The following is a 13,670-nucleotide window of genomic DNA, read 5'->3' as shown; positions in this document are numbered from 1 at the left end:
ACTAACCAATTAGTTTTTGAACTTTCGCCCTATGCTCAGAAGACATATTCTTCAAATAATTAGAACAACGTGTAATCGTTGCAATACTGACTTCATATTCAGCAGCGATATGCCTTTGACTCATTTCCCCGTCTAGCAGCAATTGAAAGACCTTCAAACGTCCGGCAACGGCACTACGTTCTTCTTCGGTTAACAGTAAATGAAACAACACAGAAAGATCTTCATAATTGCTGTGGCTCAAAATTTTTTCTAATACTAGATCCCAGTTAGCTCTCATAATCACCCTCATAAGTACTGTTCAAGCATTACATTAGCAGTCTAACAGATTTAGCCTACTTACAAATAAATTGTTACGTTTAGCAGTCAGATCCAGACAAAAACTGACAAAATTGCTTCTAGTACATCAAGTTAATTTGTGTACAATAGGAGTGCAATGTCACACTTCGACGCTAATTTGTGAGAATACGATGAAAAAATTACTACTTACTCTCGTTGCCAGTACCTTATTGGCTTCAACTGCTCAAGCACACAATTTCGAAGACTCTAAAGATGCAATTGAATACCGCCAATCTGCATTTGGTCTTATTGCTTATAACTTCGGCGATATGGCTGCCATGATGAAAGATAAAAAACCTTTCGAAGCAGAAACCTTCGCAATGCGCGCAACGAATGTTGCTGCATTATCCAAAATTCCTTTCGAAGGTTTTATTGATGGCTCAGACAAAGGTGATACCGAAGCCCTAGCCAAAGTTTGGCAAGACAGAGCTGATTTTGATGCAAAAATGAAAACCTTCCAAGAGAATGCTGCCATTCTGGCTACTGTAGCTCAAAAAGGTAATCAAGCTGAAATCAAACAAGCCTTTATGGACACAGGAAAAAGCTGTAAAAGTTGTCACGACATTTATAAGAAAGATTAGTTTGACGTTGTTTTTCCCATCAAAAAGCCTGCTAAATAGCAGGCTTTTTGTTGTTCCCAAACTAAGTATAAATCTATAGAACTTGCACTATTGGCCACATTAAATAGCCAAAGACCACAGCCGCGCATACTGTGAACAGCACTAAAGCAAGCCACTCAGACTTGAATCGAAGCTCGCTCTTCGCACTTGATGAAAAAGCAACCTTCGAGACTTTCTTGTAACCACTGATCATAGCACCAACTAACTTATCCCCTTTCATGGCATGAATAATCACAGCCAGTACATGAATGGCACTCAGCAAGAGAATAAGGTTAAAGTTCGTTTTGTGTAACCAAGTCAAAAACCCACTGGTATCTGAACTGACATAGCTATATAGCGGACCTTCGGTAAAAATATCATCAGTCGCAAAAAGGCCTGTAACTAATTGAAGGCTAATGATCCCAATCAACGCGATGACCATATAGCCACCGATAGGATTGTGCCCAAGTACCACAGACATCCCTTTAGTTCGAATCGTCCTCAAGTAGTCGAGTACAACTTTGGGGTGATGAACAAAGTGGCTAAACCTTGCCGTATCGCTACCAATGAGCCCCCAGAGGATCCTAAATCCAATAAGGATCAGCAAACTATAAGCAAAAATTTGATGCCACTGCATTTCGCCCGCATCGGCACTCCACCATAAAAGTGCCAACAGACACACCATACCCCAATGGAAAATTCGCGTGGGTAAATCCCAGACCTTAATTTTAACGTGTTCAGTATTCATAAAATGGGCAAACTCAAAGTGACCGAATGGAATAAGTAGAAGTATTTTATCGGGATTCGGGATGAAACTTAAAGTAAATATAAGTAAATAAGGGCAAAGACTGCGCAGTTATCCCATCGAATATGGGCCCATTTAGCTGGCAATACAAGACTTTTCGGCCAAGAATTATTGATATTTGTCTAAGTGATCAAATATCCAACGAACAGTATCTAATGGACATAAAAACGTGATCTACATCTCGTTTTATAGTGCGAACCTTGGTAATCTGAAATCCAAGGAAACAACAGAAGGTTCGAAATATGCTAAAGATTACTAGCAAGCAACTTGAAGTCACATCTCCTATTCGCGAACGCATTGAAAGCCGTTTTGAAAAACTTTCAAGGCATGATGTGCAAATGATAAATCCCCATGTAATCATTACGGAGGAGAAACCTGGTTTCAAAATTGAAGCATCGGTTGGCATCCCAAATGGAGAACTCTTCGCTCAAGCAAAACATGAAAATTTATATACTGCGATTAACGCTATGGGCCAAAAATTAGAGAAGCAGCTCAATCGCATAACACACAAACCTGAAGCTCAACGCTCCACATCACTAACACCGACTAATAATGTTATTGAAATTGACGACGAGTACGAGGAGGAAGATGCGGCATAATTTAAATCTGGTGAGTGCGAGAAACGCATCACTTTGAGAGCAATAAAGTAGAAATATTTAATCAGATCACAGTTTTTACAAAAGCTTAGTGCAATCATTTTAATGATGAAAAAAACAGTTCTTTTGACTAAATACCTACTACACTTTACAAAGTGACAGCAAGAATCGAAGTGGTGCGGATTTAAATCGTTTCAAATGTTGATTTACTTTAAATTTTGATTTACAAATATTGATTAACAGAACTTAAGTTCTAAGTAACGTTACTGGATATAACTAAGGAGCACGACCAATCTAAGCCTTATAGTTTTAAGCACTAAGGTTTTAAGTACTAAGGTTTACTATTAATGATTAATTTTACTTATAATTTCTACGTTTAAAAGTTCAATTTTTATTTTCAACTAGGTTCCACTTTCAATAGCAAGTTTGGGAAGGAGGCAACACAAGAGCGAACAATTTGATTTTAGAAACAATCAAGTATGTTGGCATTCACTAAAAGCAGTACTCAATTTTGACCCAATATCAGGATGACCACCAGAAACAGGCGGCATTGCTGAATACCAGAGTTTACATAAGGAGCCGAGTACAGTACAACGAGTACATTAGCAAAACCTTTAACTATCAAATTTTTTATATCCACAATGGAGGCTCAGGTAAACATAAATCACATTAACAAAAGCTACATGAATAAAAGCGTTTATTGTAAAACGGGTCAGCACCAATACGTGCTAAACACTGAGATAAATGAGGTAACAACTGTCACGTTTAGTTAGATGTAGATTAGTTTGAAGAGAGTCATATTTACACTGATATGTTAGTTAGCGTTTTTAGCGTGTGATTTAATGTAAGTGCAATACGTTGGTTTGATTAAAAGTCATTAGTTTACTTAGTGTTATTTGTATAGTAAAAACTGTAAATCGTATAAATGTTTATTTATGTAATGTGTTAACGTTTACCATTAGTTGAGTTTTGATATTTATAGACACCTTAAATAATGTTTACTTATCAATTAAAAAGGAGGAAATCTAGACTTGACGAAAATTGTAATAACAGTAAATGAGAGCTTTTTATACGTTCCATGTATTAACATGTTAGGTTTTAAAGTAAAAAGTAATAATGGTAATAATGGTAATAATGGTAAAAATGTAAGTAGCAAGACCTAAACGCGTGACAAGGCTAAGCTGTTCTTACAGCAAAATGTACCTAGTACAACCAATGAGCCGTAAATCGTTTATTTTTAAATGTTCGTTTTGTTAGTGTTATTTTTTAATGTTATAGCTCCATGCAAGTGTTAATTGTTAAAATATAAGTGCAAGACATGTCAACGTAAGTTCGCTGGTACTGCAAACTGCATAGTTTCAAGGTTATACGCTATACTGCATAAAGTACTTGTTAATGTTCATTATAAATGCAAGTCGTTATCTAGTGAGTTGTCAACGTTTTACTGTTACACGTAAATGTAAGATAAACGAATGTGTTACCTTGTCCCACACTGACCATAAGGAGGATAAACTCGCTTGACCATATATACATACTTGAACCAAACCAGCGCACCCTCGGGTGCGCTTTCTTTTTAGATTACCTTTAAGAAAGTTTTGATTGACAGCTAAGCCCTAGCCCTTTAGTTTTAAGGCCATGAAAATGATAACAGCAGCTTTTTTTACTTTCTTTTTTACACCCCCACTCTAGGAGGCGGATTTACTGTGTAAAAACGAAAGTAAAAATCCAAAGCCTCCCAACTGGGAGGCTTTTTTGTCTTAAACGATTGATAAAATACATGGCGGCAATTGAGGTCAGAATGCATACACCACAGCCTTTAAATCAAACCCGAGAGCAGATCACCCATCTGGATAATGAACTGCTGGCATTACTCGCAGAGCGCCGTCGCTTAAGTTTAGAAGTAGCCCGTAGCAAAGAAGTGGATGTTAGACCCATCAGAGATACCCAAAGGGAAAAAGAACTGCTCGCTCGACTCGTGAAAGAAGGCAGAGAGAAAGGATTAGATGCCCACTATGTTATCTCCCTTTACCAGAGCATCATTGAAGATTCAGTATTGAATCAACAAGCTTACCTTCACGGCCGCGCCAATCCAGAGACACAAAAACAACAGTATTGTATCGCTTACCTCGGTGCTAGAGGTTCATACTCTTATCTCGCAGCTACACGCTATTGCCAACGTCGCCAAGTTGAAATGCTGGACTTAGGTTGCCAAAGTTTCGATGAAATAGTGCAAGCCGTTGAGTCTGGACATGCTGATTATGGTTTCCTGCCGATTGAGAACACATCTTCAGGTTCAATCAACGAAGTCTACGACGTGCTACAGCACACCAGTCTGTCGATTGTTGGCGAAACGACGATTGAAGTCAGCCATTGCCTACTAGGAAAAGCTGGCAGTAAATTAGCTGATATCAAAACTGTCTATGCCCACCCTCAACCTATTAGCCAATGCAGCAGATATTTAACTCAACACAAAGACTTGAGACTGGAATACTGCTCAAGCAGCGCAGAAGCAATGGAAAAGGTAAACCAAAGTCCAGATAACAGTGCAGCAGCGATTGGCAGCGCCGAAGGTGGTGCACTCTATCAACTTGAGTCCATAGAAGCAGGTTTAGCTAATCAGAAGATCAACCAAAGTCGCTTTATCGTTGTTGCTCGCAAAGCCGTTGCCGTACCAGAGCAGTTACCCGCTAAGACTACATTGATCATGGCAACAGGCCAAAAAGCCGGTGCTTTAGTGGAAGCCTTACTGGTTCTAAAAGCGCATCAGTTAAACATGAGCAAATTAGAGTCACGCCCGATTCCAGGGACTCCTTGGGAAGAGATGTTCTATTTGGATATCGACGCGAATATCTCCAGTGAATCTATGCAGGCGGGTTTAAAGCAACTCGAGCGGATCACCCGTTTTATCAAAGTATTAGGCTGTTATCCTTGTGAAACAGTCAAGCCCACACAGCTGAGCAACAGCCAGCTACTGATTGAGCCCAGCACCTCTAAGGATCAAGTCATCAGCGAAAATGGTGCTAATGCCAGTCCAGTTCGATATAGCAAAGCCTATAAAGAGCAAGCCAGTGAAATCAACTGTGGCGCAATGACAATCGGTGCAGGGCATGTCGGTGCCATAGCCCAAATCACACTGAATAATGACATTTCACATTTAGCATTATCGGCTTTCGAGCAGCAAGTGAAGCAGCTTAAAGAAGCGGGATTCCAAGCCGTTTTGCTCAGCGCTGTTAATCAACTGACTATGGCAGAAGTTACTCTCGCTAAACTACGCCAAATCCTGCATCAATATGGCCTAGTGTGCATTATTGCCATAGCGCAAGAAGCCGATATGCCATTAGCAGTCCAGCACGCCGATATGTTATTCCTCGCAGGCAAGCAGATGTTTAACCAAACTTTACTGACTCAAGCTGGAACCCTACCGATACCATTAATACTTGAGCGTAACGATATGGCAAGTTTTGAAGAATTACTCACGGCAACAGAAGTCATTTTAAGCCAAGGCAATCAGCAACTGGTTCTGTGTGACTCAGGCATTAGAACCTTAAATAACGCCAATCTACCTTCACTCGATTTAGCGAGTCTGATCCAGATTAAAGCCACGAGCCATTTGCCGATTTTAATCAACCCAAGTTATGCCGTATTAGATGATGCCCTATTGGTTCAAACACAAGGAATTAAACAGCTTAAAGTGGATGGATTGATACTCAATTGTCCACTATCTAGCAGTGATGACCATGAGTCGCTTAACTTAATAAGCGCTGTGGTAAGGGAATTATATCGGGCAAATTAAAGCTTTGATCTTGAGTGATTTAATTTAAAGTGAAATGGGGTTAGTTCGAAGTGTGTTAAGGGATAAATGAGGCTTCTTTTATCCCTAATTGACTCAGACAAGCTTGCTAGCCAGTGTGATGACTAGCAGGCTTAATATTGTTTAGTATTGCAGCGCAGTGATCCTTTATGCATTTTAAGAAGAGCCAACAGCACTCGATGGTTTAGTAACGGCATTACTCCTACGGATAAGCCCTGTCATAGTAGAGCCCTGCACTAAAATCGAAAATACGACGACGGCATAGGTCATCACTAACAACAACTCCCGCAGCTCTACACCACCAATAGCATCTATGACGATACCCTCAGGCAAACTCATCACCATAGCGAGGGCTAATCCTCCCCTTAAACCACCCCAAATCAAAATCGTCTCAGCATAGGGGTTGTATGACTTAAACAATCGAAAGCCCAAATAAGGTAATAACACACTCATTGCACGAGCCAACAAGACTATTGGTATAGCCACAAACATAAACCACCACAATGGCGCTTTAAAAGTGACTAACAAAAGTAATAAACCAAGCAATAGGAAGAGTAAGGCATTAAAGAAGGATTCAATCAGCGACCAAAAAGTAAATAGTTTCACTCGCTCGTTACGAGCAAAAAACTTAGGCACGCTGAAATTTCCTATGATGATCCCCGCACTCACCATAGCTAAAGGACCAGAAACACCAAGCACATCCGCCATGACATATCCCGCGGTTGGGATCAGCAGGGTCACCAGCATTAATTGCGTTTCTTCCTCGCAGTAGCGGAAAAAATGATGCAGCAGAAAACCAAGCACGCCACCGTAAATAACCCCACCTACTGCCTCACGAATAAATAACTCAGAGATATAGATAAACGTCAGTGGCTCTGTGGAGAAAGCCAATTGCGATATTGCCACAAAAATCACTAACCCTATGCCATCGTTAAATAAAGATTCTCCTTCTACTTGAATCGCGATATCTTCCGGCGCACCCATTTTCTTTAAAATAGCCAAAACAGCGATCGGATCGGTGGGCGAAATCAAGGCGCCGAACAGTAAGCAGTGGCTGAATTCTAGCGGGAGACCCAGCATAGGCGCGAACCAAAATAACAGCCCACCTATAATAAATGTCGACAATAAGGTGCTTATAAAAGCAAGGATTAGGATCTCCCACTTTTGATGCCTCAGTATTTTTAAGCGGATTTGTAATGCGCCGGCAAAGAGTAAAAAACCAAGCATGCCATTGAGCAGTAAAGCTTGAAAATCGAGTTTCTCTAAGCCAGAGACAAAATAAACATAAACGTCCCCACCTAAGGCCTTTCCCCCAAGGAGCAACAACAAACTCATTCCTAGGGCAATAGCAGTAATGGCCACAGTTTCCTGCAGTTTATGGACGCGAGAGGAGATAACCGAAGTCACTAGCGCCAACGCGCAGAGGACACACAGAATTTGGTAGCTGGACATAAGAGCCTCTAAAAATCATCAATTTAGAGACTCTAGCACAAGTTTAGATTTCTAAACCATCCAATAGACTTAACCACCCTTTAATGATCCTGTGGCAAAACCAAATGATCCCAAAGAGATAAATCGAAAGACTGAGCCAAGTCAGTGGAACGCAATAGCCGAGCACTAGCAAGCCAAGAAAGGCGAGATTAGAATGCCGTTGCCAACGCAAATGCGACGCCAATAATGGATTACCATGGAATTGGCGTTGGGAAAGATTAATGAACAAACTTAGCAGCACAGGAAGTAATAATAAGGGAAAACCCGACATCAAGGCGTACAACAAATGTCCCAGAGTACGGTCTTCAATTTTTGCGGCATAAGTGGTTGTCATTGTCATTGAGAGACTCCAGCCAGACTAATAGACTGGGCGCAAACATCATACGCCCTTGTCATTAACCTTACGTTCTCACTGAGATAAGCGCAACTAAGGATTAGAAATATTTCCATCCATTTAAAAATAAGTCACAAGTAAATGACGCTAATTAGCAGCACGTTAAAGTTTAAGTGTCACGTCGGATGCTAATGTTGTGGAGCAAGCGAGTACAAAACCGGCCTCAATTTCTGCAGCAGTCAGTGTCATCACGCTTGTCGATACCGTTTCTCCCTCCAAGACTTGACACTTACACGCGCCGCAAACGCCCGAACGACAGGCTGCAATAATCGGCAACCCTTCGGCCTCAATTCCCTCCAGCAGACTTTGTCCTTGATTTAGCGTCATGCTTCGATCGCCAATAGACAAGGTAAAAGCCCCTTCAGGTAGGTTTTCACTCGTTCCATCTGACGAGTTTGCTTGCATAAGCTGACTGCGGGCAACTTTCTCGGCCGTGGCAAAACTCTCATGGTATAACCGACTCATATCAAAATTGAGTTCGACCAATAAGATTTTTACCGCTTGCATATAGGGTTCTGGCCCACAAAGGTAGATAGTACGCTCTGCAAAATCAGGTACTAAGGTTTTTAGCATCTGTGCACTTAACCGCCCGAAATCGAATGCTATCTTTGGTGAACACCCCAGTGTTTCAGTGACAGTCTCAAGTGCGTAGCTGAGCTTAAATGCATTAAAACGGTTGGCCATAGTCGCCAATGATGACTTAAAAATAATATCATTCTCTGATCGCGCACTGTGCACAAAGGCAATATCGGCATCAATTTGTGTATCAGTCAGATAACGCGACATAGAGTACATGGGGGTAATACCGCAACCAGCACTCAAAAAAAGGTATTTCTGCGCCGTTATAGCTAATAGATTAGCATCTAACTTTTCAGTCTCTGGCTGTTTATGGCTTAGCCGAGCAATATCAAACAGATTAAATTGTCCCGCGGGCGGCAGCACTCGTACACTCTGGCCGAGTAATAGATTGTCGATAAGATAATTAGATACGAGTCCACCCGCAACACGCTTAATCGTCACCATCAAGGAATAGGGCCTAGATGGCGATGATGACAAGGTATAACTGCGGCACACTTGCTCGCCATTAATCTCAAGCACAAAGGTCATAAACTGACCGGGTTTATAGTCAAACTTCATCGGCTCGCCCGCTTGAAAACGAAAACTCACGACATCCGAGGTTTCATTCCAGCGTTCGACGCACACTAATTGATTAACACTTCCGGGTTTATGGGGCGAAACCGATAATGCCCGCGCTCCCGCTATCACACTCATGTTCATAGCATTTACCCACAAAACACTGCGGCCTCAGTAAACAAGCCAAAACCGCAGTTCAGCAACAATTCTTGGTTGATTTAAGCCACGTTTAACATATTTTTTAAATCGGCTTCGACTGTCGTGGTATTACGCAAGCCAAACTTATCTTCCAAAATTTTGGCTAAATTGGCCGTCAGGAACGCAGGTGGCGTCGGGCCTGTTCGAATATTTTTAACCCCGAGAGACAACAGTGTCAGCAGTACTACAATGGCTTTTTGCTCAAACCAAGAAAGCACTAAGCTCAGAGGTAATTCATTGATATTACATTCAAACACTTCAGCTAATGCAATCGCTAACTGAATCGCTGAATAGGCATCGTTACATTGGCCCACATCGAGCAAACGTGGAATACCGTTAATGTCACCAAATTCGAGCTTATTGAATTTGTACTTACCACAGCCTAGCGTCAGGATTATTGAATCCTTAGGTGTGGATTTAGCAAGTTCAGTGAAGTAGCTTCTGTCGGCTTTGTCGCCATCGCAACCGCCAACAAGGAAGAAATGCTTAATCGCACCACTCTTCACATTTTCAACCACGGCGGGCGCTGCGGCCATCAAGGCATTACGGGCAAAACCAATAGTGATAGTGTGTGGGATTTCATCATAGATAAAGCCTTCTAAGGCTGACGCTTTATCAATGACAGCCGAGAAATCATCTCCTTCGATATGCACCACACCAGGCCAACCCACTATGCTGCGAGTAAAGATACGATCACTATAACTACCCACATTTGGATCGATAATACAGTTAGATGTCATCACCACAGCACCAGGGAAATTGGCAAATTCTTGCTGTTGATTCTGCCAAGCACTGCCGTAATTTCCGACAAGATGTGCATATTTTTTAAAGGCTGGATACGCCAGTGCAGGAAGCATTTCCCCGTGGGTAAACACATTGATACCCTGGCCTACAGTCTGCTCGAGAATAAGCTCTAAATCCTTCATGTCATGGCCAGAGACTAGTATAGCTTTGCCCTTAACTGACTTAGTGTTGACCACAGTTGGCTCAGGATGACCAAAGGCTTGAGTTTCCCCCGCATCCAGCATTGCCATTATGCGGTAGTTCAACTGACCTATGTCCATAGCAGTAGTAAACAGCTTATCGCCATCAACACTCGGCTCACCTAAGAAAGACATGATTTCATGGAAGCGCCCTGCCACATCAGCATCAGTCTGACCCAACACGCGAGCATGCTCCATATAAGCAGCCGCACCCTTAAGGCCATATAAACACAATAACCTCAATCCCATGATGTCTTCATGAACTTCATGCTTATCTTTATTCAGCAGTGCAATCGGCGCCTGCGCTAGCATTTCAATCTTACTGGTCCCCAGCACTAACTGAGCGACTTGCGGCACTTGCTCAGCAGCAATACCGGCTTGTTCACAAGCCGCTTCGTAAGAAGCTTTTAACTGAGCACGATACTTAGCCGCCTGCTGGGTATAGGCCATAATGCGCTCATCATCGAAGTTGACGTTGGTGAGGGTCGCGAAAAAGGCTTTAGGCACAAAACTATCAATTTCAGCATCGATAATGCCCAGCTCGCGAGCTTTAACCGCATATACAGACACGCCTTGTAGCATGTAAATCAGCAAGTCTTGCAGATCGGACGTTGCCGCCAACTTGCCACACATGCCTTGGGAATAACTACAACCATTGCCAGCGGGTGTACGAATGGTTTGCTCACACTGAATACAGAACATGGATAGACTCCTAATTTAAATTCATGCTTTATTTTTGCATGTTTAAAACTAGTCTACCTAAACGTGCCATAAGCGACAGTCATTTCTAAAGTGAGATGCTAAATGTTAGAGAAAGATCACCTTAAGCAATTGCTAATTAATACAATGTGACCTATTAAAATCCATAAAAAACGCCCATCAATGATGGGCGTTTTAAAGGGTAACTTATTATTTATTAATTGGTTTTCATATCATTAACCGATTGCAGCATAATACGACTTTCGCGCTGGAATTGAGGTGCAAAATCCCCAAACCATTTGGCGACACTTTGGAACTGCTTAATAAACTCGTTCCTGTCACCCCGTTTTAGTAGCTCTAACGCTTCACGGTAGTTATCTAAATAATCACCAATAGCATGCTGGCTATCTTGCTGGGCAAAAATAATATCGGCGTAAAGCTCTGGGCTTTGGGCGAATAAGCGCCCTACCATAGCCAATTCTAATCGGTAAATCGGCGAGCTAAATTGCAGTAAAGTATCAATATCGGCCTCTTCCTTACACAGATTCAAACCATACACAAAGGTCGAGAAGTGACGCATTGCCTGCACTAGCTGCATCGCACTGTCGTGACGCTCTGGTTCTGCTTCGACAATCCGCGCCCCCCAAATGGTGATCTGCTCAAGCAACCACTGGTATTTTTCCGGCGAGCGACCATGACACACCACCACGACTTGCTTCGCCAGACTGCCCACATCAGGACCAAACATAGGATGAAAACCAACGACGGGACCAGAATGCGCCTCAAGCATGGCTTTAACCGGCTCAGTCTTGATGGAGGTCAAATCTGCCAGAATGCAGTCGGCTGGTAATTGGGTCAGCTTTTCACGAATAAGCTCGCAAGTAATCGCAATCGGCACAGTCACTAACACCATGCCCGCATCGACAAATAAGCTATCCGCTTGCTGCCAATCGTCTTTATCGAGCAAATTCACTTGGTAGCCAGATAAGGTCAGCATTTGTGAGAATAGACCACCAAGCTGACCTTTACCGCCGATAATCACCACAGTTCCTAAATCTTTTTTGACTTGTTTAAAGCCTACATCTTTCTCATTAAGGTAAGACTCACGCATCAAGCGACGCAAAATATCTTCGATCAACTGCGGCTCGATCCCCATAGTTTTTGCTTCTTCACGGCGTTTAGCCAGCATGGCGGCTTCACGCTGAGGTGCATAAATAGGTAAACCGGCGCCGTGTTTCACCGTGCCCACTTGCGCAACGAGATCCAAGCGCTTACGCAGTAAGTGCAGTAATTGCTGATCAACACCATCAATCAGGCCGCGAAGGTGTTCTAATTCGGCCGTTGTTTTTTCATTCATACCTGAGTCCATTAAGCTGTAACCAATTTAAGCGTTAGCTACTTTAAGCATATCGAAACGCGTTGGAAGTATTGAAGATAACTTCGCTGCACCTTCCCGTAAAATGGTTTCTGTTTTTTCCCAATTAATACAAGAATCTGTTACAGAAACACCGTAAGCTAGCTCGCTTAATGGCCTATCACAACTTTGATTGCCTTCATTTAAATGACTTTCTAGCATGACGCCAATAATCGACTTATTGCCGTTATAAATCTGCTCGAACACATCTTCACAGACAGGCTTTTGGCGGCTGTAGTCTTTGGATGAATTGCCATGGCTGCAATCGATGATCAAACGTGCATTGAGTTTGGCTTTATGGAGCTGCGTTTCACACTCTGCCACACTCGCCGCATCATAGTTGGGCGTTGCACCACCGCGTAAAATCACATGGCCATCGGGATTACCTGCAGTTTGCAATAATGCGACTTGGCCCTGTTGGTTTATGCCCATAAATCTGTGGCTACTGGCCGCCGATTTTAGCGCATTAATCGCTACATCGAGCTTACCATCGGTGCCATTTTTAAAGCCCACCGGCATAGAAAGACCCGATGCCATTTCCCTATGGGTTTGCGATTCAGTGGTGCGAGCGCCAATGGCAGACCAAGTGACAAGCTCAGAAATGTACTGAGGACTGATAGGATCGAGTGCTTCGGTGGCAACAGGCAGTCCTAACTCGGCCAACCAAATCATTAGCTCACGGGCCATTTTCAGGCCTTTTTCGACATCGAAGGATTCATCCATATCGGGGTCGTTGATCATGCCCTTCCAACCTACCGTAGTACGCGGCTTTTCAAAGTAGACTCGCATTAAGATATAAAACTCATCACTGAGTTCATCGTGCAGAGTTTTAAGCCTTAAAGCGTATTCTTTTGCGGCGGCGATATCATGGATGGAGCAAGGGCCAGTGACAATCAATACTCGATTGTCACGCTTATGAACAATATCAGCCACGGTTTTGCGGGCATTGAGGATATAGCGATAAGCATGCTCAGAGAGTGGCAAGGCATTTTTAAGCTCTTGCGGCGTGATTAAGACTTTCTCTGAACTGATGTGTACGTTGTTAATCGTATCTTGTTGCATGCTTACCACCTAAGACTTAGTGTTTAACCCAGTTGTCGAAGCAGGACTTCAAGTCAGCTTGGGCATTCATTTCGGATATAAAATAGCGTAAATCCATCGCAATGTACTTTTGTAATGCTACACCATTACAATCAGGCGACCACTATGC

11 protein-coding genes and 1 other annotated feature are annotated in these 13,670 nt (G+C 42.6%); of the genes, 3 read left to right on the top strand and 8 right to left on the bottom strand.

Annotated features, from left to right (window positions below; genetic code table 11):
- Position 1: 1 nt before the first annotated feature.
- The gene (gene trpR / locus L5M40_RS13030) at positions 2-277 is read right to left on the bottom strand and encodes a trp operon repressor (protein WP_028760799.1); all 276 of its coding nucleotides are present in this window, start codon (positions 275-277) and stop codon (positions 2-4) included.
- Between the two features lie 190 nt (positions 278-467).
- Here trpR and L5M40_RS13025 point away from each other — a divergent pair, with 190 nt between their 5' ends.
- Positions 468-917: a c-type cytochrome gene (locus tag L5M40_RS13025; protein WP_263146091.1), complete on the top strand. Its 450-nt coding sequence runs from the start codon at positions 468-470 to the stop codon at positions 915-917.
- Positions 918-990: 73 nt separating this feature from the next.
- Here the strand turns inward: L5M40_RS13025 and L5M40_RS13020 are convergent, their stop codons facing one another.
- Positions 991-1,683, bottom strand: a complete 693-nt coding sequence (locus tag L5M40_RS13020; protein ID WP_263176683.1) for a cytochrome b/b6 domain-containing protein — start codon at positions 1,681-1,683, stop codon at positions 991-993.
- A 299-nt stretch (positions 1,684-1,982) separates the two neighbouring features.
- Between L5M40_RS13020 and hpf the strand changes: the two genes are divergently transcribed.
- Positions 1,983-2,339, top strand: coding sequence for a ribosome hibernation-promoting factor, HPF/YfiA family (hpf, locus tag L5M40_RS13015; protein WP_028760802.1), 357 nt, complete (start codon positions 1,983-1,985; stop codon positions 2,337-2,339).
- 1,637 nt (positions 2,340-3,976) lie between these two features.
- Positions 3,977-4,093 (top strand) — a sequence feature (Phe leader region).
- A gap of 41 nt (positions 4,094-4,134) precedes the next feature.
- On the top strand, positions 4,135-6,129 hold the full coding sequence (locus L5M40_RS13010) for a chorismate mutase (protein WP_263176681.1): 1,995 nt from the start codon (positions 4,135-4,137) through the stop codon (positions 6,127-6,129).
- Between the two features lie 174 nt (positions 6,130-6,303).
- Here L5M40_RS13010 and L5M40_RS13005 read toward each other — a convergent pair whose 3' ends face one another.
- The 6 genes from L5M40_RS13005 to L5M40_RS12980 form a co-directional block, all read right to left on the bottom strand.
- Entirely contained in the window at positions 6,304-7,599 is a 1,296-nt protein-coding gene (locus tag L5M40_RS13005; RefSeq protein WP_263175498.1) for a cation:proton antiporter, read from the bottom strand.
- Between the two features lie 43 nt (positions 7,600-7,642).
- The gene (locus L5M40_RS13000; RefSeq protein WP_028760805.1) at positions 7,643-7,978 is read right to left on the bottom strand and encodes a hypothetical protein; all 336 of its coding nucleotides are present in this window, start codon (positions 7,976-7,978) and stop codon (positions 7,643-7,645) included.
- A gap of 156 nt (positions 7,979-8,134) precedes the next feature.
- A complete protein-coding gene (locus L5M40_RS12995) occupies positions 8,135-9,310 on the bottom strand; it encodes a hybrid-cluster NAD(P)-dependent oxidoreductase (protein WP_263175499.1) in 1,176 nt (391 codons plus the stop codon).
- A gap of 74 nt (positions 9,311-9,384) precedes the next feature.
- Entirely contained in the window at positions 9,385-11,049 is a 1,665-nt protein-coding gene (hcp, locus tag L5M40_RS12990) for a hydroxylamine reductase (RefSeq protein WP_263175500.1), read from the bottom strand.
- A 214-nt stretch (positions 11,050-11,263) separates the two neighbouring features.
- Positions 11,264-12,403: a bifunctional chorismate mutase/prephenate dehydrogenase gene (gene tyrA / locus L5M40_RS12985; RefSeq protein WP_263175503.1), complete on the bottom strand. Its 1,140-nt coding sequence runs from the start codon at positions 12,401-12,403 to the stop codon at positions 11,264-11,266.
- A 27-nt stretch (positions 12,404-12,430) separates the two neighbouring features.
- Positions 12,431-13,522, bottom strand: a complete 1,092-nt coding sequence (locus tag L5M40_RS12980) for a 3-deoxy-7-phosphoheptulonate synthase (RefSeq protein WP_113940660.1) — start codon at positions 13,520-13,522, stop codon at positions 12,431-12,433.
- Positions 13,523-13,670: the final 148 nt, after the last annotated feature.

The organism is Shewanella sp. SM68, from assembly GCF_025653925.1.
Lineage (GTDB): Bacteria > Pseudomonadota > Gammaproteobacteria > Enterobacterales > Shewanellaceae > Shewanella > Shewanella oncorhynchi.
Note: the sequence above shows the minus strand (reverse complement) of the source record. Positions and strands in the feature narration are given on the sequence as shown.